General features: G+C 61.5%; 15 protein-coding genes, 1 tRNA gene and 2 pseudogenes. 9 read left to right on the top strand and 9 right to left on the bottom strand.

What is annotated here, in order from left to right:
- Positions 1 to 309 precede the first annotated feature (309 nt).
- From LOY70_RS15300 to LOY70_RS30165, 4 genes and pseudogenes are all read left to right on the top strand, one after another.
- Complete coding sequence (locus LOY70_RS15300) at positions 310 to 1410, top strand: ABC transporter substrate-binding protein (protein WP_265037948.1); 1101 nt, start codon at positions 310 to 312, stop codon at positions 1408 to 1410.
- A 22-nt stretch (positions 1411 to 1432) separates the two neighbouring features.
- Positions 1433 to 3739: pseudogene (locus LOY70_RS30175) on the top strand (ATP-binding protein); the annotation flags it as partial.
- A gap of 57 nt (positions 3740 to 3796) precedes the next feature.
- Positions 3797 to 4294, top strand: a pseudogene (locus LOY70_RS30170) (response regulator transcription factor); the annotation flags it as partial.
- The gene (locus LOY70_RS30165; RefSeq protein WP_413776650.1) at positions 4295 to 5149 is read left to right on the top strand and encodes a sensor histidine kinase; all 855 of its coding nucleotides are present in this window, start codon (positions 4295 to 4297) and stop codon (positions 5147 to 5149) included.
- Positions 5150 to 5295: 146 nt separating this feature from the next.
- Here the strand turns inward: LOY70_RS30165 and LOY70_RS15290 are convergent.
- A tRNA-Ser gene (locus LOY70_RS15290) sits at positions 5296 to 5383 on the bottom strand.
- Between the two features lie 124 nt (positions 5384 to 5507).
- On the opposite strand from LOY70_RS15290, the gene LOY70_RS15285 reads away from it, so the two are divergent.
- Positions 5508 to 6179 carry a Bax inhibitor-1/YccA family protein gene (locus tag LOY70_RS15285; RefSeq protein WP_025213780.1) on the top strand — a complete coding sequence of 224 codons (672 nt, stop codon included), beginning with the start codon at positions 5508 to 5510 and terminating at the stop codon, positions 6177 to 6179.
- Positions 6180 to 6451: 272 nt separating this feature from the next.
- Here LOY70_RS15285 and LOY70_RS15280 read toward each other — a convergent pair whose 3' ends face one another.
- Positions 6452 to 6889: an Lrp/AsnC family transcriptional regulator gene (locus LOY70_RS15280; protein WP_123344254.1), complete on the bottom strand. Its 438-nt coding sequence runs from the start codon at positions 6887 to 6889 to the stop codon at positions 6452 to 6454.
- Positions 6890 to 7022: 133 nt separating this feature from the next.
- Between LOY70_RS15280 and LOY70_RS15275 the strand changes: the two genes are divergently transcribed.
- Positions 7023 to 7916 carry a DMT family transporter gene (locus LOY70_RS15275; protein ID WP_265037943.1) on the top strand — a complete coding sequence of 298 codons (894 nt, stop codon included), beginning with the start codon at positions 7023 to 7025 and terminating at the stop codon, positions 7914 to 7916.
- Positions 7917 to 7934: 18 nt separating this feature from the next.
- On the opposite strand, the gene LOY70_RS15270 is transcribed toward LOY70_RS15275, so the two are convergent.
- From LOY70_RS15270 to LOY70_RS15250, 5 genes are all read right to left on the bottom strand, one after another.
- Entirely contained in the window at positions 7935 to 9560 is a 1626-nt protein-coding gene (locus LOY70_RS15270) for an NADP-dependent glyceraldehyde-3-phosphate dehydrogenase (protein ID WP_265037941.1), read from the bottom strand.
- Between the two features lie 253 nt (positions 9561 to 9813).
- On the bottom strand, positions 9814 to 10728 hold the full coding sequence (locus LOY70_RS15265; RefSeq protein ID WP_265037939.1) for an autotransporter outer membrane beta-barrel domain-containing protein: 915 nt from the start codon (positions 10726 to 10728) through the stop codon (positions 9814 to 9816).
- A gap of 292 nt (positions 10729 to 11020) precedes the next feature.
- Positions 11021 to 13444: an autotransporter outer membrane beta-barrel domain-containing protein gene (locus tag LOY70_RS15260; protein WP_265037937.1), complete on the bottom strand. Its 2424-nt coding sequence runs from the start codon at positions 13442 to 13444 to the stop codon at positions 11021 to 11023.
- Positions 13445 to 13623: 179 nt separating this feature from the next.
- Positions 13624 to 14424 (bottom strand): endonuclease/exonuclease/phosphatase family protein, encoded by an 801-nt coding sequence (locus LOY70_RS15255; protein WP_123344249.1) that lies wholly within the window; start codon positions 14422 to 14424, stop codon positions 13624 to 13626.
- Between the two features lie 123 nt (positions 14425 to 14547).
- On the bottom strand, positions 14548 to 15876 hold the full coding sequence (locus LOY70_RS15250) for an alginate export family protein (RefSeq protein WP_265037935.1): 1329 nt from the start codon (positions 15874 to 15876) through the stop codon (positions 14548 to 14550).
- A gap of 292 nt (positions 15877 to 16168) precedes the next feature.
- On the opposite strand from LOY70_RS15250, the gene LOY70_RS15245 reads away from it, so the two are divergent.
- From LOY70_RS15245 to feaR, 3 genes are all read left to right on the top strand, one after another.
- On the top strand, positions 16169 to 17668 hold the full coding sequence (locus LOY70_RS15245) for an APC family permease (RefSeq protein WP_265037933.1): 1500 nt from the start codon (positions 16169 to 16171) through the stop codon (positions 17666 to 17668).
- Entirely contained in the window at positions 17613 to 18233 is a 621-nt protein-coding gene (locus LOY70_RS15240) for a DUF3156 family protein (protein WP_265037931.1), read from the top strand. Before LOY70_RS15245 ends, LOY70_RS15240 begins: the two co-directional genes overlap by 56 nt.
- Positions 18234 to 18356: 123 nt before the next feature.
- Positions 18357 to 19319, top strand: coding sequence for a transcriptional regulator FeaR (gene feaR / locus LOY70_RS15235; RefSeq protein WP_265037929.1), 963 nt, complete (start codon positions 18357 to 18359; stop codon positions 19317 to 19319).
- A 119-nt stretch (positions 19320 to 19438) separates the two neighbouring features.
- On the opposite strand, the gene LOY70_RS15230 is transcribed toward feaR, so the two are convergent.
- Together LOY70_RS15230 and LOY70_RS15225 are read right to left on the bottom strand one after the other, a co-directional pair.
- Positions 19439 to 20863: an efflux transporter outer membrane subunit gene (locus LOY70_RS15230; protein WP_265037928.1), complete on the bottom strand. Its 1425-nt coding sequence runs from the start codon at positions 20861 to 20863 to the stop codon at positions 19439 to 19441.
- A complete protein-coding gene (locus LOY70_RS15225; protein ID WP_123344247.1) occupies positions 20860 to 24039 on the bottom strand; it encodes an efflux RND transporter permease subunit in 3180 nt (1059 codons plus the stop codon). Before LOY70_RS15225 ends, LOY70_RS15230 begins: the two co-directional genes overlap by 4 nt.
- Between the last annotated feature and the right edge of the window lie 8 nt (positions 24040 to 24047).

Raw genomic sequence — 24047 nt, 5'->3', positions numbered from 1 at the left:
GCTGATTTTTGGCTTCACCACCTACGAACTCCTTTCACTGGCTGAAAGAACTGTAGGTTTTTGCCCGGATTTCGAATTGACGTCACCTTTCCAACGAAGGGGCCACGTTGAGACTATGCTCACCACTTCTACAGCAGTGCATTGGTTTCTATTCTCGGCCGCCAAGGAAGGAGTCTGTATGTGTTAGTTCTTCATGGCCGGCGATCCAATCCGCAGGCCGATTTCTTCAACCAGATCAAACAGTGGTCCAGACTGTCGGCTAGTGCAGGCGGAGTACTTTCGGTAAATCCCACGCACATGGAGAACAGCATGAACACTAAACCGATCCACAAAATCGTGTGGCGCTTCGCCGGCTGCGTGGCCGGACTGGCGATGATTGCCGTCAATCCAGCCCAAGCTGCCGACGACGGCATCGCCAGCGGCCCTACCGCAAGCAATAGCATTGCCTTCAGCAACTCCTACGCGGGCAGCGATTTTCGCAAGGTGATGGTGCACAACTGGCAGGAGATTGCGGTTCAAGCGCAAAAGGATGGCTTGATCCGCGAGGCTCCGGTGGTCAGTGCCAATAACTCGGCATCGGAACAAGCGGCCCATATCCAGGACTTGATCGTCAAGGGCGTCAACGCCATCGTCATTCTGGCGGCGTCCGACACGGCCCTCGACGGGGTGATCCGGGATGCCTGCAACGCCGGCATCGTGGTCGTCGTCATGGCCAGCCTGGTTACCGAACCCTGCGTCTATACGGTGGACTACAACTGGTCCGCCATGGGCCGCGTGGAAATGGACTATATCGCCGAGCGCCTCAAGGGGAAGGGAACGCTGCTAGAGATCCGCGGCATTGCCGGCGATGCTACTGATAAAAACATCAGCGATGGCATTCGCAAGGCCGCCGCCGATTATCCGGGCCTGAAGTTCGCCAAGACGGTGTACGGGAACTGGACGGCTTCCGTCGCACGCAAGGAGGTGGCGCTGGCGCTACCGTCGCTGCCCAGCATTGATGCCGTCGCTACTCAAGGGGGCGACGGTTATGGCGCGGCCATGGCGTTCAAGGCGGCGGGACGCCCTTTGCCGATCATCGTGATGGGCAATCGTCAGGACGAACTTGCCCTGTGGAAACAGGAACGCGATGCCAATGGCTACGAGACCGTCTCGGTCTCCGCTTCCCCGAGCGTCTCCCAGGTGGGTTTCTGGGTGGCCCAGCAGATTCTGGCGGGCAAGCAGGTGCCGAAGTTCGTCGAGGTGCCACTGGTACGCATCGATGCGAAAGACCTGGACACCTGGCTCGACACCATGCCGGTGGGCGGCGCCGCCAATCCACCCTACAGCCAGGCTTCCGTTGCGGCGATGATCGACGCGGCCATCAACAAGACGGCGCCGTCATCGCCTTCGCCGGAGGTGACGAAGCAGTAGCGGCGAGCGAAGGGCAGGCGCCATGTTGGCATTCAAATCAGCCACGAACAGGCCCATTGCCGTCAGGATTGGCCTGGCGGTTGCCGCATTGGTGTTCCTGATGCTGGCGGTATCGCTCGTGAACCTCTACGGCTTGCGAGGCATGGTCGGTGCGGTGGATTCCGCCAGCCATTCCGCGGAAATTCTGGCATCGGTCAACGGGGCCACCGGGCGGGTGGAAAACTTCATTGCCACCCGCGACCAGGAAAGCTTGTCTCAGGCCGAAGGCATGGTGGCGACGGCGATCGCCGGCCTCACCGCCATACCAGTGGCAGAGGCGCAATCGCTCAAGGGTAGCCTGCAGAGGCTCGCCGCGGCGATCGCCGCCTTGCGCGCGGCGACCCTGACCATGGATGGCGAAACGGAAAACATGACAGCCCACTATGGCCGGATGCGAGAGGCGACGATTCTCGTCGAACAGGGCATCGCCGATGGGCTGAAGGGGATTCAATCCCGCGCCGCTGACCACGAGGGGCGGGTGAGCAATATCGAGAGCGCCCATCGCATCCTGGACATCTTGCGCAACAGTGAGCGGATCATTACCGCCAACGTGGCCAAGCTGCTGGTGACCGGTGATGGGGCGACCGCCACCGCGGCGCGGGACGCCTGCGCGGCACTGCCGCCCGTGGTCGAGCAATTGCGTGAGTTGATGACGGTGCCGCAGGAGGTGGCGGCCCTGGACCAGCTGGCGACGGCGGTCGCTTCTGCCTGCGTCGCGGTCGAGCGCCTCGGCGAGGCGCCCAGGCTCCGGGGAAGCGAGGCTTTGCGGCAGCTCGCCGCCGTCGGAGAGGTGACCGAGCGTCTCGAGGCAATGTTGGCGGGTGTGGAAGAGCAGGTTGCCCATGACGCAAACGACATTCAGGCAGCCACCGGTTTGCTGCAAAATGCCGCCGCGCTGTCCAAGCGTTTCGCCGAGCGGGTTGCCACCCTGGAGGCGCAGACCTTGTCGTTTCGCCTGTCACCGTCGGCCGAAGTCGCCGGCGCTGTCGACAAGATCCTGGGCGAGCTCTCCCGACTCGCGCGCGTGCTCCCTTCGGCCGTTGGACCGCAAACCAATGCCACGCCCCTGACGGTCAGCGAGCAGATAGCTGGCTACCGGGCGGCATTTGCCAGGTTCCATCAGGCGAGCAACGCCTTGAGCGGCGCGCGCGACCAGGTTCGCAACGAGGCTCGCAGCGCTGGCCTGTTGGTTGCGCGCTTCGCTGGAGAAGCGCGTTCGGACGCCTTGGTCCACAAGGATCGCGGCATGCTAGCAACGATCATCGCAGGTACCGTCGCCATCCTGCTGGCCGGCGCCATCGCCTGGAGTACGTCGCGGTTTGTCGCACGGCCTATCGTAGCCCTGGCCTCTGTCATGCGACGGCTTGCGGCCGGCGACCTGGACGCCAAGATCGCCAGCGCCGAACGCGGCGACGAGATTGGGATCATGACCCGTGCCGTCCGGGTGTTCCAGGAGAATGCCTTGCGCATCCGGGTACTGGAGGCCGAGGCCGAAGCCGAACGACAGCAAGTCCAGGCCTCTTTGGAGCGAATGGTTGCCGAACGGACCGACAAACTGCACCAGCAGACTGAGGTGCTGGAGGTGCAGGCGGTGGAACTGATTCATGCGCGCAACCAGGCCGAGACGGCTAACCAGGCGAAGAGCGATTTCGTGGCCACGGTCAGCCACGAACTGCGCACCCCGTTGACCCTCATTCTCGCGCCTCTGGAGCAGCTTTCGGCGGCATCCACGCCGCCGGCGGACTGGCGTGTGCAAATCGAGCGCGCCCAACGCAACGCGCTGCGCTTGATGAACCGGGTGAACGACATCCTCGATTTCTCCAAGGCCGAAGCGGGCAAGTTTGAGTTGTGCCCGGCGCCGATTGACTTGAACAACGCGGTGGGTGTGCTGGCCGAGGATGCGGCCATGGTGGCCAAGGGTAAAGGTTGCACCTTGACCTGCAACATCGATCCTGACCTTGGCACGGTGTTCCTGGACCCCCGGCACTTCGAGAAAATTCTGCTCAACCTGGTGAGCAATGCCATCAAGTTCACGCCCGCTGGCGGCACCGTGCACCTGGCCGTCACTGCGCTTGATGACGAGCGATTTGAACTGTCGGTACAAGACTCGGGCATTGGCATCGCGCCGGACAAACTGCCGCTGCTGTTCCAGCGTTTTTCCCAGATCGACAATTCCGCCACGCGCCATTACAGCGGCACAGGCATCGGTCTCGCCCTGGTCAAGGATCTGGTCGAATTGATGGGGGGCGAAGTCGGCGTCAACAGTGAACCCGGACGGGGTTCGTGCTTCTTTGTTCGATTTGCGCGGGGGGCTGAGCAAAACATCGTGGCGACCGAAGCCAGCAATATGCAGGAGCGATCGTCACTGGGCGCGACCAGCACAACCGAGCAGCGCCACCTGCGTTTCGATGACGGTCGCCTTGGCAGTCGCAACGACCGGGCGTTGATCCAAGGAGCAGACGACGAGCAGCCCCCGGAACATGCCTCGCGATCCAGAGTGCTGGTGGTCGACGACAGCCCGGAAATGCTGGGTTATATCAGCGAGCTTTTGCGAGACGATTACATCGTCACCACCGCAACTGATGGAGAGCAGGCCTGGGCGTTGCTGCAGCTTCGACCCATCGATGTCGTGGTTTCGGATGTGATGATGCCGGAGCTCGATGGTTTCGGCCTGACCGCCAGAATCAAAGCCAGCGCCGGGTTTGCTCATTTACCCGTGATCCTGGTGACCGCCCGCGGCGGTAGCGAGGCCTGCGTCTCCGGGCTGGAAAGTGGCGCCGATGACTACATCGCCAAACCCTTTTCGCCGTTGGAGCTCAAGGCTCGCGTACGCGCTGCGCTGCGCATGAGACAGGTGCAAACCGAACTGAATGCAAAATCCCGTCAGGCGGGTATGGCCGAAATCGCCACTACTGTGCTGCACAATGTCGGCAACGTCCTCAATAGCGTGAACGTCTCGGCAGAACTGGTCAGCAGTCAGATGCGCACCTCAAAAGCCCAGGGGCTGGGCAAGGTGGCTCAGCTGATGAACGAACATGTCAATGACCTGAGTGACTTTCTCACCAAAGACCACAAAGGAAAGATGCTGCCCAACTACTTGCTCAAGCTGGCGGAGGTGGTGACGGCAGAGCAACAGAGCATCATCGAAGAGCTCGGGCAGCTTACCAAGGGCATCGACCACATCAAGACCATTGTCGCTGCCCAGCAGTCCTATGCCGTTGCTGTTAGCATCGTCGAGACCGTGCCGGTGCCGGAGCTGATCGAAGATGCCTTGCGCATGAGTGGCGGATCACTGTCGCGCCAGGAAGTGACGGTGGTCAAGGAAATGGCTGACTTGCCCCTGTTGTCGCTAGACCGACACCGGGTGCTGCTGATTCTGGTGAACCTGATCAGAAACGCCAAGCAGGCGTTGGACGGCGTGACCGATCGCAGCCCGTGCATCACGTTCGGCACATCCCTCGCTGACGGGCCAGTATTGCGTATCACGGTGGCCGACAATGGCAATGGGATTACACCAGAGCACCTGGCGCGTATCTTTTCCCATGGTTTCACGACTCGCAAAGATGGTCACGGTTTCGGCCTGCACAGTTGTGCGCTCGCCGCGCAGGAGATGGGTGGCAGCTTGAACGTGCACAGCGACGGGGCCGGACAGGGCGCAACCTTCACCCTCGATATCCCCCTTGATGCCCCGCAGAATTAAGCGATGAACACTGAACCGGCGTATCGCGCCCGAATCATTGGCCGCAGGTTGAAAAGCAAGACCTCATCCAGGCTGTGGGCTGGCGGATTTTCCCAAACCCCGGAAACGACAAAGCCCTGAATAATCAGGGCTTTGTCGTATGAAAATGGCGGAGGCGATGGGATTCGAACTCATGGACCTGTTACAGTCGACGGTTTTCAAGACCGTTGCCTTAAACCACTCGGCCACACCTCCGTATTGCGTTGCGGGCGCCATAATACCCGAATGAAACACACTGTCAAACTCTCTACGTAGCTTGTTACAGAGCGTCTGTTATGATCCTTGCCACTGAATGTTTCAAAACCGGAGGAGTGTCGCCATGCGCGAACAGGATTATGCAGTGAACAACAGCGTGCAGGCTGAGCAGCTAGAGGTTAGCCGCGTCCTGCGCAACACATATGGCCTGCTGGCACTCACGCTCGCTTTCAGCGGCGTGATGGCTTACGTCGCACAACAGATGCGTGTGGGTTACCCAAACATCTTTGTGGTGCTGATCGGTTTCTACGGCCTTTTCTTTCTCACCAACAAGCTTCGTGATTCGGCCTGGGGCCTGGTATCGGCTTTCGCCCTGACCGGTTTCATGGGCTTCCTGCTTGGCCCGATCCTCAACCGTTACCTACAGATGCAGGGCGGCGCCGAAGTGGTCAGCTCGGCTTTCGCCATGACCGCGCTGGTATTCGGTGGCCTGTCGGCCTACGTGCTGATCTCCCGCAAGGACATGAGCTTCCTGGGTGGCTTCATCACCGCCGGGTTCTTCGTGTTGATGGGCGCGGTGCTGGCCAGCTTCTTCTTCCAGATCAGCGGCCTGCAACTGGCGATCAGCGCCGGCTTCGTGTTGTTCTCATCGGTCTGCATCCTGTACCAGACCAGCGCCATCATCCACGGCGGCGAGCGCAACTACATCATGGCGACCGTCAGCCTGTATGTATCGATCTACAACCTGTTCGTCAGCCTGCTGCAGCTGTTCGGCCTGATGGGTCGCGACGACTGATTGCATCGCGATGAGCGAAAAGCCTGCTCGCAGACTGTGAAAGCCTGACAATCTGCTGGCCAGCTAAAGGAAATGCCCGTATCGAAAGATACGGGCATTTTTGTTATGCGCTATGTCCAAGGCAAACCGCTTCCTGACGGTGGATTACGGCCCACAATGTGTCAACCATGTCCCCGCACACCCGTCAATCATGTGTCCGTACACCCTGAGCTGGAAGACCTGCAGTAGCGTGCCCTCCGGCCTTGGACAAAAGTCGAGGCCGGATCCCCACTTCACGCCATCGGCGGCAATCGCCGCTTGACCGGCGTCTTCTTGACGATTGCGGTGTTGGTCTCGGCCAGGACATTGAGCTTGTCCAACAGGGTGTCCAGCTGTTCCATCGAGCGCACGTGCAGACGGGCGATGAAGCAGTCATCGCCGGTCACTTTGTCGCATTCGGTAAACTCCGCGATGGCCTGGATCTGCCGTTCCACTTCCTGCAACTGCCCCGGCAGCGGGCGGATCCGCACGATGGCCTGGAGTTGATAGCCGAAGCACTTCGGATCCACCTCAACGGTATAGCCCCTGAGCACGCCACGCTCTTCGAGTCGGCGCAGGCGCTCGGCGACGCTGGGGGAGGACAGTCCGCTCAAGTTGGCCAGGGCCTTGAGGGAGCGCCGGGAGTCTTCCATCAGGGCGCTGATGAGGATCTGGTCGATATCGTCAGTCATTCCCGCTCCGTTAGGCGAATGTATGAAGTTGCCTTGATAAAAAAGGTTAAATCGCAGTTTAGCCTTTTTCAAACCATGGAGAAGCCCTCCGCAGGCTCGGCATACTGTGCCCACTTGCTGAAGGAGCCTGAAGATGGACAAGACTTTACGCCGCGGTTCGCTCGAAATGACGGCCGCCATGCTGATTTCCGGAACCATAGGTTGGTTCGTGCTGGTCTCGGGCCAGCCAGTGCTGGATGTGGTGTTCTGGCGTTGCGTATTGGGTGCCGCCACCTTGCTGCTGATTTGCGCTGGGTTCGGGTTCTTGCGTCGGGACATTCTGACGCGCACGACCTTCCTGCTGGCAGTGCTCAGCGGGGTGGCGATCGTCGGCAACTGGGTCTTGCTGTTTGCCTCTTACTCCCGCGCTTCGATCGCCATCGGTACGGCGGTGTACAACGTTCAACCGTTCATGTTGGTGGGACTGGCGGCGTTGTTCCTGGGGGAAAAGATCACCGCGCAAAAACTGTTCTGGCTGGCGGTATCGTTTCTCGGGATGCTGGCAATCGTCAGTGCCCACGGTGAGCAAGGGCAGGGTGGCGACGACTACCTGTTGGGTATTGCCTTGGCCCTGGGCGCGGCGTTGCTGTATGCCATCGCCGCGTTAATCATCAAGCGCTTGACCGGTACGCCGCCCCATTTGATCGCACTGATTCAGGTCAGTACCGGCATCCTGTTGCTGGCGCCCTGGGCAAATTTCTCGGCGTTGCCGCAACACACGCAGGCCTGGGCCAGCCTGTTGACCCTGGGCGTGGTGCACACTGGCGTGATGTACGTGTTGTTGTACAGCGCGATTCAACGATTGCCGACGGCGATCACCGGCGCGCTGTCCTTTATTTACCCGATTGCGGCGATTTTCGTCGATTGGTTCGCCTTCGGCCATCGCCTCGAGCCGCTGCAATGGCTGGGCGTAGCGGCGATCCTGCTGGCGGCTGCCGGCATGCAGCAGGGCTGGGGCATCAAGGTACGCCGCGCAGCCCTGCCGTAACGTACCGCTCGGCGCGGCTCAGAAGATGTAGTCGGTGGTCAGGAAATTCGAGTCCCGCTCACGGATGATGTCGCTGATCAGCGCCTTGTTGTTGTCCTGGAACTTGGTCGCCACCAACGTGCGGATCGAGAACGTGCGCAGCGCATCGTGAACGGACAAAGTGCCCTCGGCGGAGTTTTTCCGGCCGTTGAACGGGAAGGTGTCCGGGCCTCGCTGGCACTGGGCGTTGATGTTGATGCGCCCGACCTGGTTGGCGAAGGTGTCCACCAGCTTGCCGACTTCGGCCGGGTTGGTGCCAAAAATGCTGAGTTGCTGGCCGAAGTCGGACTCGAGGACATAATCGACCACGGTATTGAGGTCGCGGTACGGCACGATGGGGACGACCGGACCGAACTGTTCTTCGTGGTAGACCCGCATCGCGGTGTTCACCGGATAGAGCACGGCCGGGTAGAAGAACGAGCTGCGCGATTCACCACCGTGGGCATTCATCACCGCAGCGCCTTTGGCGGTCGCATCGGCCACCAGCGAGTGCAGGTAATCGACCTTGCTCGCTTCGGGCAACGGCGTCAGCGCCACGCCGTCTTCCCACGGCATGCCGGGTTTCAGGGCGGCGAGCTTGGCGTTGAATTTTTCGATGAATGCCGGCGCCACGTCTTCATGGACAAACAGGATTTTCAATGCCGTGCAGCGCTGACCGTTGAATGACAGCGAGCCGGTCAACGCTTCGCTGACGGCATTGTCCAGGTCGACATCGCGCAACACCAGCCCGGGATTCTTCGCGTCCAGCCCCAGGGCGGCACGCAAGCGGTGCGGGCGCGGGTGGAGCTTCTTCAGGTCACTGGCGGCCTTGTTGGTGCCAATGAAGGCGAAGATGTCGACCTTGCCGCTGGCCATCAACGCGCTGACGGTTTCCCGGCCGCTGCCGTAGATCACATTGATCACGCCCGCCGGGAAGCTGTCGCGGAAGGCTTCCAGTAGTGGGCGGATCAGCAGTACGCCGAGTTTGGCCGGCTTGAACACCACGGTGTTGCCCATGATCAGGGCGGGGATCAGCGTGGTGAAGGTTTCGTTCAGCGGATAGTTGTAAGGCCCCATGCACAAGGCCACGCCCAGTGGCACGCGACGGATCTGGCCGAGGGTGTCTTGCTCCAGTTCGAAGCGGCTGGAGCGACGGTCCAGTTCCTTGAGGGCATTGATGGTGTCGACGATGTAATCGCAGGTGCGGTCGAATTCCTTCTGGGAGTCCTTGAGGTTCTTGCCGATTTCCCACATCAGCAACTTGACCACCGCCTCGCGTTGCTCGCGCATGCGTGCCAGGAAGGTTTCCACATGACGGATGCGTTCGGCGACGCGCATCGTTGGCCACTGGCCCTGGCCGCGGTCATAAGCCCGGACGGCCGCATCCAGGGCGGTGAGGGCGGTCTCGGCATCCAGCAGCGGCGTGCTGCCGAGTATCACTTGCTCATCACCCAGTTCGCCGGCCAGGTAGACCGGGCTGCGTACAACGGCCAGTGGCCCTTGCCAGGTTTGCAGGACGCCATCGACCAGGTATTCGCGCTGCTCGATCGGTCCAGCGAGGCGGTAGGCGTCCGGGATGTCGGCGGCACTGGGGAACAGATTGGCGAGAAAGGGGGCTGTGGTCATGTCGTTACTCCATCAATGAGATGAGCCATGGGCTTGCAAGCATAAAGCGCTTTTAGCGTTATACGCCTTAATGGAGGTTTTTTTTAAGCAGGTATGGGCACGCCATGCTGCTCCCTTAAAAAAAGCCGATGGTCCCGTAGCGAGGGAGCTTGCTCCCGCTGGGCTGCGCAGCAGCCTTTTTTGTGAGCGCTTGGCACTCGAGCGGGAGCAAGCGCCCTCACCACGGTCTTCTGTTCCTTGAGTGAACAGCGTTTTACCAGCGCATCCGCACGCCCATGCTGGTAATGATGCCATTGAGGTCATTGTCGTCGACATCGCTGCTGTAGTCGGCGCTGACATACAGGCTCACCACTGGCGTGACCCGAGCCACTAGGCCCAGGCCGACCTCGACGGTGGAGGATTTCCGGCTGCTGCTGATCTTGTCGACCTTGTCCAGGGTCAAGGTACCGGTGCTCTGGACCGTGTGCCACAGGTTGGTACGCACGTAAGGTTCCACACCCAGGCCATTGACCTGGTAACTCCCTTTGAGTCGTGCGCCAACGCGGCCGCTCCAGCTGCTCAGCTCATTACCGGTGTCGCTGTCGGCGTTCGGTGAGTCGAGGGTGACGCGCTGGTTGATCAACTGAGCTTGGGGTTCGACCACCCAGTGGGTGCTGATGCCAATAGGAAAACCACCTTCGACCGACAGTGTCACAGCGCTGCCTTCGGTCGCCTGGCGCTGGCCTTGTCCGGTACGGCTGTAGCCGTTGACCCGGCCACCGCTGGCACTCAGGTCGACATGCCAGCCCGCAGGTCCGGTCAGGCTCCAGTAGGCACCGAGGCTGCGGCCTTGCAGGTTCAAGGCGTCTTTTCCTGGTTCGGCCATGGCGGGTGTGACCAGCGTGCCGCTGGCCGTTGAGATGACTTGGTTGTGTCCACTGATCAGGCCCATGCGCTGGGTGTGCCCGCTGTCGTTGCGCAGTGTGAACAGGGCAGGACTCTTGTTCGATGGGGCGTCGTTGCCGATGAAGGTGCCGTTCAGGCTATCGGAGTGGGTTCGACCATACCAGGGCTGTGCTGTTTCCTCGGCAGGCCAGGCCTGCACCTCCATGGACGAAAGCAACAGCAGCGATGTCGAGACGCTGCAGAAGGTGGTGGTGATCTCTTGTGGGTGGAAGGAGGTTTTCATGGAGGCCTGCCTTGCAATCGCATGGGTTTCTCGCTTTTGGCGTCTCTCCTACCCCGAATGAGGGGCGACCGAATGGATTGAGGCAAGCCTCTGGCGGCCCGATCTAGCGGGTTCCAGAGGCCTGCCCCTGACTGTATTTCCGGGGGTAGTACGGTGTAGTCAAGAAGACCGATACCGTTGCGTCAAGAAACTGAACGATGAATGGCAAGATGAAATCAGTCGTCATAAATGGCTGATTTTTTGACGTTATCCGGTTGTCGGTTTCGACGCAAAAACCGTTGGATAACGCTCCCTACCAGCTAACGCGCACGCCCAGATTGCCGGCCACGCTGCGTTGCTGACTGCTGTCGAAGTTCTTGCTGTAGTCCGCACCCGCGTAGACGCTGACCGTGGGCGCCAGGCTGACGATGACACCGACACCCAAATCACCCGTGGAGGCACGCTGTTGGGTTTCGATCCGTTGGGTGTTGTCGAACGTCACCGTGTCGGTGCCGGAAAAGGTGTGCCAGAGGTTGGCGCGCAGGTACGGCTCCACCGGCGTCCCGCTGACCTGATAGCGTCCCTTGAGGCGGGCACCGAGGCGGCCGGTCCAGGCACTGTCGGAATCGAATTCGACCCTGGAGATCCCATCGTCCTGGGTATCCAGGGAAACCTTCTGGTGGATGATCTGGACCTGGGGTTCAAGGACCCAGTCCGCGGCCACGGCAAATGGATAACCGGCCTCCGCGGAAAGGGTCAAGGCGTGCCCACGATTATCGATTTTGGCCCCGCGTTCGGAGCGGTTGTCACCGTCCAGCCGTGTGCCCATGACCACCGCGTCGACGTAGCCGCCGGTGGGGTCGGTGAGGGTCCAGTACAGCCCGTAACTGTCACCGTCGAGTTCGATCTTGCCGGCGCGTCGGCCTTCGAACCCCAGGTTGAAGCCGTCGACGTTGCCGTTCAATTCGGTATGGCCGACGAAGAAGCCGATGCGCTGGGTCTGGCCCCCGGAAAGGGTTGAGCCGTACAAGTCGTTGCCCACCTGAAAGCCTTTGATGGAGCCGTCGAACCGCGGGCTCACGGTGCCGGCCCAGGTCTGATCCAGGTCCTTGCCGTAGACCCGGCCCCAACCCGCGCCGAATGCCCCGGTTTCCGTAAGCAAGCGCTGGTCACCCTGACGGTCATGGAACGTGCCCAGGGCCATCAGGGTCAACTGCGCCGCCGCCGGAGGCAATACCGACCAGGTCGGTACTTCCGGGCGATACAAGGGAATAGGTGCCGCGCCGGGTAACGGGACCGGCAAGGGCGGCAACGTTGGGTCGGGGGCCGCCAGTGGGCCGGCGACCACGGTGGAACGCAGGTACCAGCTGTTTTCATTGCCGCTCACGCCGCCCTTGAACAAACGGTAATCGAATGCGCCGGCCGAGACGGCTTGCGCCAGTGAAAACGCACCGCTGTCGCTGACCGCGCCGCCTTGGGCCTGGACCACCTCGATGCCGTCTTGGGTAGACAACGCCCCCGCGCCGCCCAGGTTCGTGATGGCGATGGCGGTGCTGCCCGTGAGCGTTCCGCCATTGACCACCAGCCGGTCGCTGGGGGAGCCGTCCGTGCCGAGTGCCGTTTGCAGGCGCAACTGGCCGTTGGTACCGACATAGTTGCCTTGCACGGTGAGGGTGTCGTTGGTGCGGGTGTTGTCACGGGCGAGGTCAATGATCCCGCTGTTATCGAGCGTGACCGATTGGCCGGCACTGAAGGGATTGATACTGCCCTGGGTCGATGTCAGCACGCTGCTGCTGTCGATCGCCAGCACGCCCGTGGCGGTAGCACTGTCGCCAAGGACCAGGGTGTCATTCAGGTCAAGGCGCGAGCCTTGCGTGAGCTTGACCGTTTCCCAATTGACGTACCGGGCCCCGGTGCTTGTGGTGCTGGCGGCGAAGGTCAGGGTGTCCTGGTCCAATCCGCCATCCAGGCTCGGGGTCGTGGCGAGCAGCGTTTCATCGAGGTTGCTCAGTAGTGCTGTATCGCTGCCGTTACCCATCAAGATGGCCGAGTGAATGAGGCCGCCACTCCACTGGAACTGGTCATCACCGGCACTGGCACGGACCTCGCCAAGGATCTCGCCACCGCTGACGGTAACGCTGTCGTTGCCGCCGCTGACACTGACATTGCCGCCGATGCGTCCGGCGGAGAGGATGATGGTGTCCTGGCCGAAACCGGTCACCAGGTTGCCGATGATGTTGCCGCCGGACATGTCGAAAACGTTGTCATCGAGTTTCATGTCGACCCGGCCGATGGTACCGCCCGTCATTCTGGCGATGTCGCCGTCTTCGAACGCATCGACGATGGTGCCACCGGTCATCAGGAACTCATCGAGGCCGTCGCCTTGGGCCAGGGACAGGAGCCTGCCGCCATTCATGACGAAAGAGTCGGCTTCCGCGCCTTGCTCGACATCACCGTCAATCACACCGTTGGCATTGATCACGATGGTGTCGACGCCGATGCCGAACGTGACGTCGCCGGAGATGACGCCGCTGCCGTTGGCGGGCATGGTCAGGCTGTTGTTACCTGAAAGGTCCGTCAGCCCGGGGCTAGTGCCGCTGTCGCAGACGTAGGTGTCATTGCCCGCGGTTGGCGCCAGCGTGCAGGCTGCCATGGCGGATGGGGTGGTTAACAGGAAGGGGGCCGAAACCCATAGGGCGTTGAACAGCCGATTGAATCCGTGCTCGCGCAAGCTCATGTGCTATTCCTCTGCATCGGCATCCCAGGAATGCCGGTTTCAGCATCGGTTGCACGACAGATGGCACACAGGGCCTGGCAACGCTCGCTGTATGGATCGCACCGTAACAACGAATAATAACCCTCGCTACTGTCAGAACTTACAGGTACAGCGGTGCCTTTGAAGCTGAAAACCGAGGGTCATAAGTGCACTTCTACCGAAAGCGGCAGGTGATCGCTCAGGTGGGTCCAGGGTTTGCTGCCGAGGATTTGCGGAGCGTGGCTGGTGGCGTTGCGCAGGTAAATACGGTCCAGGCGCAGCAAGGGGAAGCGGGCCGGATAGGTCCGGGCAGGGCGGCCGTGATGGAATTCGAAGGCTTCGTGCAGGTATTGGCGGCGGGCCAGGGTGAGATTGCCCCGCAACTGCCAATCGTTGAAATCCCCGGCGATGATCACCGGGGCGTCGTCGGGCAGCGACTCGAGCAGTTGGCAGAGCAATTTGAGCTGCAGTTGACGATGGCTTTCCAGCAGACTCAAATGGACGCAGATCCCATGGACTTCGGCGTGACCTGGAACGTCCAGTACGCAATGCAGCAGCCCGCGTCGCTCGGGACCGGTGATGGAAACGTCGAGGTTGCGGAACTGGCGGATCGGGTATTTGGACAGCAATGCATTGCCGTGATGGCCGTCGGGGTACACCGCGTTGCGGCCGTAGGCGAAGTCGCTCCACATGCTGTCGGCGAGAAATTCGTACTGCGACATCTGCGGCCAGTTGTTGTAGCGCGACGCGTGGCGGTCGTGCTCGCCCAGCACTTCTTGCAGGAACACCAGGTCGGCGCCGGTACTGCGCACCGCTTCACGCAATTCAGGCAGGATAAAACGACGGTTGAGGGCGGTGAAACCCTTATGGGTGTTGACCGTCAGAACCCGCAGCCGATGAACCGCCGCAGGCGTGTCCAAGGGCACTGATTCGACGGCTCGCCAGTCGGGATCGTGAGTCACGGCTACTCCTGAATCAGACGTATCTGTTCATGCGACTGACGGGAGGCTTTGGCAGTTCCGGATATTTCGCAGCACAAGCAGTAAACCGCACGAGAGCTGCCGCCGGGGCTGCTCCCGTGATTCTTAGAACGGCACCGCTACCACCAGCTGGCTGTAGACGTTGGTGCCATTGCCGCCCACCTGGTTACCACCGTTGCTTTCATCCTTTTCCGGTTTGTACAGGCCCAGCAGCGGCGTGACGATCAGGTGCTCGTTCACCGCCCACTCCACGTACAGGTCCATTTCCCGTCCATCGAGGTTCAACACCTCGCGGGTGTGCAGGGTCTTGTAGTCGAAGAACAGCGCGCCGATGGTCACTGTTTCCGTTGGTTTGAGTTTCAGCCCTACGTGCTGGATCGCGGTATTGCTGTTGAACGGTCCGGAATAGTTGCCGGTCACTTCGCCCTGGAACCAGGTGCCGTAGCCACGGCTGACACCGTTGAACATCGAGTCCCAGTTTTTCGAATAACGGCTGTAGCGATAGGTCAGGTCCGGTGTCCAGGGCAAGTCGGCGAAGGTGTAGCCGGCTTCGGTGTACCAGGCTTTCTCCGGGCCGGCATCTTTGTCTTGCCAGGCATACTCGAAGGCGAAGTGGGCGTTTTCGATGCCCGCGTTCCCCGCGCCGCGCAGGCTGTAGATGTCCATGCCTTCGCGCTGCTTCTGGAAGTCGCTGGCGTAGTGCTCATCGACGTCGATGCCATGGATGTAAGTCAGCCCCAGGGTGCCAGGCGCGGCGGTGTACTCCAGGGTGCCGGCGGCCATTTCGGTGTTGGCCTGGGCACGGTTGTCCGACTTGATCCACATCAGGCTGCCGTGGGCGCCTTCCTTGCCGCCGAGGCGCAGCACGGCGGTCTTGTCGAAGGCATGGCGGGCGGCCAGGTAGTAGGCGCCGCCACGATTGAACTCGCCATCGGCCACGCCTTTGCCCAGGTTCAGGCCGTCGTCATTGATGATGAAACCATCGCCGAGGGTGATCACCTGGCGGCCGTAGGACAGATCAACGCCGTCCTTGCCCAGCACCGGGAACAGGTCCCCCGAGCGCCAGCCGACGAAGGCTTCATCGAATTTAGTGGTGCGTTCGGAACCGTCGCTCAGGCCCGCCGCATCGCCTTCGCCCCAGGTCCCGGAGCTGACCAGATTGGCCGTCCCGTAGACACTGCCCAGGCCGCCGAGTGTTTGGTCGATACTCAGGCCATACTTGATGAAACCTTCGCGCCAGTTCGAGCCGCCGGTGGTGCCGTCATAGTTCTTGCGGCTGTTGAACAGCCCGTAGACCGCCAGGAAGTTACCCGTGACGGTGGTGTCTTCGTCGGCGTAAAGCTCATAGGCCTGGGCTGACGGCTCGGCGACCAGCAGGGCGATGCCCAGGCCGATGGCGTTGCGTAGCAAAGCTGTATGGCGTGTGTGCTCCATGGTGGTTTTCCCCGTGTGATAGGACAGCAGAGCGCACATTAATGGGAGCAGCGTCAGGGGAAGTCTTTTACCTGCCTGCCATGGAATTGATCCAGCTCGCCAGGGCAAGAAGGCTGGCAGGCAGCAACAAAACCGGCGGCAGACATGGGCAAGACGCCCAGGGCGAGTGCGGCGCACAGTAATCCTGCACGCGACGCCGTTTCGATCAGGGACTGGCTGGGGAAGGCTTGAATGCCAGCTCCTGAACGGTTGTGGCATCCATACTAAAAATCCGCTTTCGAGGATCTGCGCGATGTCGATCAATGACAGGCTCACCGAGCACTTGAACCGAGGTACGGTGGGCTTCCCCACCGCGTTGGCCAGCACCATTGGCCTGATTATGGCGAGCCCGGTGATTCTCACCGCCACCATGGGGTTTGGCATCGGTGGCAGTGCCTTTGCCGTGGCGATGCTGATCGCCGTGGTGATGATGCTGGCCCAGGCGACCACGTTCGCCGAGGCCGCGTCAATCTTGCCCACCACGGGCTCGGTCTATGACTACATCAACTGTGGCATGGGCCGGTTCTTCGCCATCACCGGCACGTTGTCGGCTTACTTGATTGTCCACGTCTTCGCCGGCACCGCCGAGACCATCCTGGCCGGAGTCATGGCCCTGGTGAATTTCGAGCACCTCAATACCCTGGCCGAATCGGCGGGCGGCTCCTGGTTACTGGGCGTGGGTTTCGTGGTGGTGTTTGGCGTACTCAATGCGTTCGGTGTCAGTGCCTTTGGTCGGGCCGAAATCATCCTGACGTTCGGCATGTGGACCACCTTGATGGTGTTCGGCGTGCTGGGATTGATCGCGGCACCGGCGGTGGAGTTGGAGGGTTGGTTCGGGGCGTCCGTGGTCGGCACCGACCTGGTCACCGTGTTGTCGCTGGTGGGCATGGCCATGTTCATGTTCGTCGGTTGTGAATTCGTCACGCCGCTGGCACCGGACCTGCGCCGTTCGGCCAGGACGATGCCCCGGGCCATGATGCTGGGCTTGTTGAGCGTTGCCGCCTGCATGTTCATCTACGGCGCGGCGATGAAGCGCCAGGTGGAAAACGTGCTGCTCGATGCCACCAGCGGCGTGCATCTGCTGGACACTCCCATGGCGATTCCACGGTTCGCCGAACAGGTCATGGGTGATATCGGCCCGATGTGGCTGGGCATCGGCTTTCTGTTTGCCGGGGCGGCGACCATCAACACCCTGATGGCCGGTGTGCCGCGGATTCTTTACGGCATGGCGGTGGACGGCGCGTTGCCGAAGGTCTTCACTTATCTGCATCCGCGCTTCAAGACACCGGTGCTGTGCATCCTGGTGACGATGCTGATTCCTTGCCTGCATGCGCTGTGGCTGGGCGGCAATCCCGACAACATCATGCACCTGGTGCTGGCGGCGGTGTGCGCCTGGAGTTTTGCCTACCTGCTGGTGACCGTGTCGGTAGTGAGCCTGCGGATTCGTCGTCCGGATCTGCCCCGGGCCTATCGCTCGCCGCTTTTCCCGTTGCCACAGATCCTGTCCAGTGTCGGCATTGTATTGGGCATGTGGTTCATCACCCCGCCCGGCATGAATCCGGCGGACATTTACATTCCCTTCGCAGTGATGCTCGGTGGCACTGCGGCATATGCCTTGTTCTGGACCCTGGTGGTGCAGAAGGTCAATCCATTCAAGCCGGCGTCGGTGGAAGACGTGCTGGCCAAGGAGTTTTCCCATGAGCCAGGGCAACCTGCCAGCGAGTTTGTCGACCGTGCTGCAAAAACTGTCTGAACTGTTCAGTGCCCAGCGCGCCCCGGCCGGTTATCGGCCCGGGGTGACCCTGGAGCTTTTGCGGCGCAACCTCGGGCTGGCGCGATTCGAGGTGTCGGGGCCGGCGACGGCGACTGTCGTCACCGACGATGGCAGCCTGCAACTGGAGATTGTCGAACGCACTGAATCGCAACTGCTAATGCACCTGGTGATGACCGAGTTCGTGCTGCGAGTGCCTGCGTCGAGAGAGGGCACGGCACGTTTGGAGGTGCACCACAGCGGGGCTGTGCGGCGCAATGGCATACGTTGTCGGCAGCGGGATGGGGAAGCTGAGCTGTCGACCCGCCTGAAGGCGGCGATAGAGGCCGATCCGGCGCTGTATCAGGCCCTCATGCCGCTGGACTTCAAACGCCTGCGCATCGATCTGCAAGGGCGACAGTGGTGTGTGCGCCTGGAACACATGGGCGGCAGCGAGGTGGTGAATCGCATGCCGGCCTTTCGTCGTTACATTCCTCTGAGCCGCGAACAACGCCGTGCCTTGCTGGCGGCCTTGAGCGGTTTGCGGCGGGTACTGGAAACCTTTTGATTTTTTGACGCTGCCCTGGCATCGATCCTGCTACTGCTTTGGCGATCAGGTACTTGTTGCGCGCATATAGATAACATGTTAACTATTGCCCAACAAAAACAATAAGCCATTGTGGAGAGACCCATGAGCATGCAACAGGTTGGGCAAGACGGGCTGGAGACCTGGAACCGGGATCTGCGCGCGACTTGCGGTCACTTCGATACGGAACTGGCCTTTAATCGCGCGCTGTTTATCGGCCAGGTGTCCAACTTCTCCCGCGGCGGTCTTGCCCTCGCCAGCCTGCGTACCAATGCTGGCTCCATCAAGCGACACTCGCCCAATCCGGATTACGACGACGATCAGGATTGCCTTCTGGTCAGCCAGCGCAGCGGCTTTTCCCGGGTCACCCAGAACGGCCTGAGCATTCAGCTGGCCCCCGGGGAGCTGTTGTTGATGGATTCGGTGGGTTCTCTTGAGATCAGCCCGTTCGGGTTGATTGAACACGCCGTCCTGCCCCTGTCTCGCCGTGACGTGTCCAGGCAACTGGGCGGGGAAACCAAGACCTTTGGCAAGATCTCCTCGAGCAAGGCCTGCGGACGGATGCTGCATGTGTTGATGGATCAGCTATGCAAGGACACCCCGGACGGCGAAGGTGCGGCGGGAGAGGGCGAGGCCTTGCAAAGTGCCTTCGTTTCGCTGTTGGGCTCGGCCTTGGAACAGACCAGCGATGCCCGTGACGATGGCACGGCGTTGCAAGGCAGCCAGCTACGCAGTTACGTACAGAAAGTCATCGATGAATCCCTGACCCAACCCGGCCTGAGCCCGGTGGGCCTGGCCAATCGCCTGAACATTTCGGTACGACACCTGTATCGTTTGTTCGAAGAGCAGGATGACAGCGTCTGCCGCTACATCCAGCGGGCGCGGCTCAAGCGCAGCGCCGACGACCTGACCAACCCGTTTCTGCGGGACGAGTCCATTACCTCGATCGCCTACAAGTGGGGCTTCACCGATTCGGCCCACTTCAGCCGTTCGTTCAAGAAGCAGTTCGAGCTCTCGCCCAAGGATTTTCGCTCCAGCCATTTGCAACAGGCGCAGGGCGCGGCTTGAGATCGGGCATATCGGGCCCTGGATAGGCCGAACAAAAAAAGCCCCGCTTCCAAATGAGAAGCGGGGCAAAAATTTGGCTGGTTGCGGCCAACCAAAGGAGCTCGGTTGAGCAGGGCGGGTCAGTTGCTGGCGACGGTTTCCGGTTTCCAGCCGCCACCCAGGGCCTTGTAGATCGCGACGATGCCGCGATACAGGTCCACTTCGGCCTGGGCCTGGGTGTCTTCGGCCGCCAGGCGTTCACGCTGGGCGTCGAGCAACACGAGGAAATCCACGGTGCCTTCGCGGTAGCGAATCTCGGCCAGGTCGGCGGCGGCGCGGCTCGATTCGCTCTGGCGGATCAACGAGATAAGTCGTTGTTGGCGCTTGCCGTAGTCGCTGAAGGCGTTTTCCGATTCTTCCAGGGCCAGCAGCACTTGCTGTTCGTAGGTCGCCAGGGCGCCGTCCGCCTCGGCGTCGGCACCGCGCAAGCGCGCCCGCACGCTGCCCAGGTCGAAGGCGGCCCAGGTAATGCTCGGGCCCAGCGCCCAGGCGTTGGCGGCCGAGGAGCCGATCTGCGAACCGCGTCCAGCCGTGAAGCCGAGGAAGCCGCTCAGGCTGACCCGTGGGAACAGGTCGGCCTTGGCCACGCCGATGCGTGCCGTGGCCGCAGCCAATTGGCGTTCGGCACTGAGAATGTCCGGGCGCCGTTGCAGCAGTTCACCCGGATCGCCGATGGGCAGGGCCTTGGCGATGGCCGGCAACTGTTTCGGGCTCAGGTCCACGCTGAGTTTATCCGGGCGCTCGCCCAGCAACGTGGCGATGCGATTGCGTTGGCGCACCTGTTCGGCCTGCAACTGCGGCACGCTGGCTTCCACCGAGGCCAGGCGCGCATCGGCGCGAACCACGTCGAGCTGATCGCCGACGCCGGCATCGCGCAGGCTTTCGGTGATCTTGCGCGAATCCTGCTGGTTCTTCAGGTTGGCCAGGGCGATTTTTTCCCGCAGTTGGGCGCCGCGCAGTTGACCGTAGGCGTCCACCAGTTCGGCGATCATCGTCACCTGCAACTGATAGAGGTCGGCTTCGACCGCCTGCTGATCGGCATCGGTGGCTTCCAGGTTGCGCTGGATGCGCCCGAACAAGTCCAGCTCCCAGGCCATGTCCAGGCCGAGGTCGTAACGCTCGGTATTGACTCGTTCATCTGTCTGCCCCGTCGGGATCTGGCCTTTGCCCAAGTTGCTGCTGGCGCGGCTGGTGATAGTCGGCATGGCATCATTACTGGCGTCATCGCGAATCGCCCGGGCGGCCCGCAAACGGGCGAAGGCCACGCGCAACTCGCGGTTGCCTTCCAGGGATCGGGTCACCAACGCGTTAAGGGTCGGGTCGTCGAACTGCTGCCACCAGATGCCTTCGAACCGGGCACGGTCGAAATTCTTCTGGCCGGCGGCGCCGTCGGTGGCGGTGGTGATATTCGCCGCCTCCGTTTGCGGGGCCTTGTAGTCCGGGCCCACGGCGCAGGCACTCAAGGCCAATACCAGCAAGCTCGGCATGAACGCTTTCAAACTCATTGTTGCGCCTCCAGTTTCAAAGCCCGGGCCGCCTTGCGGGCCTCGCTGCGCTCGACGAAGTTGCGGATCAGTACATAGAACACAGGGGTGAGCAGCAGGCCGAAGAAGGTCACGCCGAGCATCCCGGAGAACACCGCCACACCCATGGCATGGCGCATTTCCGCACCTGCGCCGCTGGAGAACACCAGGGGCACCACGCCCATGATGAAGGCGAAGGAGGTCATCAGGATCGGCCGCAGACGCAGGCGGCACGCTTCGAGGACCGCCGCCAGCGGGTTCATGCCTTCGAGCTGTTTATCCTTGGCGAACTCGACGATCAGGATCGCGTTCTTGCAGGCAAGTCCCACCAGTACGATCAAGCCGATCTGGGTAAAAATGTTGTTGTCGCCACCGGAGAGAATCACCCCGGTAATCGCCGACAGCAGGGTCATCGGTACGATCAGGATCACCGCCAATGGCAGGCTCCAGCTTTCGTACTGGGCCGCGAGCACCAGGAACGCCAGCAGTACGCAGAGCGGGAACACGAACAGCGCGGTGTTGCCCGAGAGGATCTGCTGGTAGGTCAGATCGGTCCACTCGTACGTCATGCCGTTGGGCAGTTCGTCCTTGAGCAGTTTCTCGATGGCTTTTTCCGCCTGGCCGGAGCTGTAGCCCGGGGCGGCGGCACCGTTGATTTCAGCGGTGATGAAGCCGTTGTAGTGCATCACGCGATCTGGTCCCGAGGTATCGCTGACCTTGATGAAGGTCGCCAGCGGGATCATCTCGCCACGGTTGTTGCGCACCTTGAGCTGGCCGATCTGGTCCGATTCGAGGCGGAACTGTTGCTCGGCCTGGACGTTGACCTGATAGGTGCGACCGAAGCGGTTGAAGTCGTTGGCATACAGCGAACCCAGATAGATCTGCAGGGTGTCGAAGATGTCGCTGACGGCTACGCCATGGGTCTTGGCTTTCTCACGGTCGATGGCGGCATCGACCTGAGGCACGTTCACGGTGTAGCTGGTGAACAACCCGGCCAGTTCCGGCACGCTGCGGCTCTTGGTGATGATGTTCATGGTTTCTTTGTACAGCTCGTCGTAGCCCAGGTTGCCCCGGTCTTCGATTTGCAGGCGGAAACCGCCGATGGTACCCAGGCCCTGTACTGGCGGCGGTGGGAAGATCGCCATGTAGGCTTCCTGGATTTCCGAGTACTTGCCATTCAAAGCCCCGGCGATGGCACCGGCCGACATGCTCGGGTCCTTGCGCTCATCGAAAGGCTTGAGGGTCACGAACACGATGCCGGCGTTCGGGCTGTTAGTGAAGCCGTTGATCGACAAGCCAGGGAAGGCCACCGCGCTTTGCACGCCCGGTTGCTTGAGGGCCAGGTCGGACATGCGCTTGATCACGTCTTCGGTGCGGTCCAGGCTGGCGGCATCCGGCAGTTGGGCGAAGGCCACCAGGTATTGCTTGTCCTGGCCGGGCACGAAACCGGTCGGGGTGTTGGAGAAGCCGAAGAAGGTCAGCACCATCAGGCCCGCGTAGAGCAACAGGGCGATGCCGCTGCTGCGGATCACGCGGCCGACGGTGCCCACGTAGCCGTGGCTGGCACGGTCGAAGAAACGGTTGAACGGACGGAACAGCCAGCCGCCGAAGACCTTGTCCAGGAACCGCGAGAAACGGTCCTTGGGCGCGTCGTGACTCTTGAGCAACACGGCGGCCAGGGCGGGCGACAGGGTCAGGGAGTTGATCGCCGAGATCACCGTGGAGATGGCAATGGTCAGGGCGAACTGCTTATAGAACTGCCCGGTCAAGCCACTGATGAACGCCGCCGGAATGAACACCGCACACAGCACCAGCGCGGTGGCGATGATCGGGCCGGTCACTTCGCCCATGGCCCGTTTGGTCGCTTCCACCGGGGTGAGTCCCAGGCCGATGTTACGCTCGACGTTCTCCACCACCACGATGGCGTCGTCCACCACGATGCCGATGGCCAGTACCAGGCCGAACAGCGAAAGGGCGTTCAGCGAGAAGCCGAATAGATGCATCACGGCGAACGTACCGATCAGCGACACCGGCACAGCCACCAACGGAATGATCGAGGCGCGCCAGGTCTGCAGGAACAGGATTACCACCAGCACCACGAGGATCAATGCTTCGAACAGGGTATGGACCACGGCCTCGATGGAGCCACGGACGAAGATCGTCGGGTCATAGACGATGCTGTAGTCCATCCCCGCCGGGAAGCCTTTCTTCAGTTCTTCCATCTTGGCGCGAACGTCATTGGAGATCTGGATGGCGTTGGAGCCCGGGCGCTGGAAGATCGGGATCGCCACCGCTGGCTGGTTGTCGAGCAACGAGCGCAGGGCGTATTGGCTGGAACCCAGCTCGACCCGGGCAATGTCTTTCAGGCGGGTGATCTCGCCGTCGGCACCGGAACGAATGATGATGTTTTCGAACTCTTCCTCATTCACCAGGCGGCCCTGGGTGTTGATCGAGAGCTGGAACGCCTGGGCATTTGGCGCTGGCGGCGCACCCAGGGCACCGGCGGCCACCTGACGGTTCTGTTCACGGATCGCCGTGACCACATCGGTGGCGGTCAGGTTGCGCGAAGCGGTCTTGTTCGGATCCAGCCAGACCCGCAGGGAATAATCCCCCATGCCGAACAGCTGCACATCCCCCACGCCACCCAGGCGCGCCAGCTCATCCTTGATGTTGAGCAGGGCGTAGTTGGACAGGTAGAGCATGTCGTAGCGTTGGTCCGGCGAGGTCAAGTGCACGACCATGGTCAGGTCGGGCGAGGCCTTGTCCACCGTGATGCCGATCCGGGTCACTTCCTCCGGCAGCTTGGGCTCGGTACGGGTGACACGGTTCTGCACCTGCACCTGGGCGTTGTCCAGGTCGGTGCCCAGGGCAAAGGTGATGGTCAGGGTGATCTTGCCGTCAGCGGTGGACTGCGAGGACATGTACAGCATGTTCTCGACGCCGGTGATGGCTTGCTCCAGCGGAGCGGCCACGGTTTCGCCGATGACCTTGGGGTTGGCGCCGGGGAAGTTGGCGCGCACGACCACGGTCGGCGGCACGACTTCCGGATATTCGCTGATGGGTAGCTGGAACAGCGAGATGGCGCCGGCGATCAGGATCAGCAGCGAAAGCACTGCTGCGAAGATCGGCCGCGAAATGAAGAACTGGGAAAATTTCATCTTGGATT

The sequence above is a fragment of the Pseudomonas sp. B21-054 genome (assembly GCF_026016345.1).
Classification (GTDB): domain Bacteria; phylum Pseudomonadota; class Gammaproteobacteria; order Pseudomonadales; family Pseudomonadaceae; genus Aquipseudomonas.
Note: the sequence above shows the minus strand (reverse complement) of the source record. Positions and strands in the feature narration are given on the sequence as shown.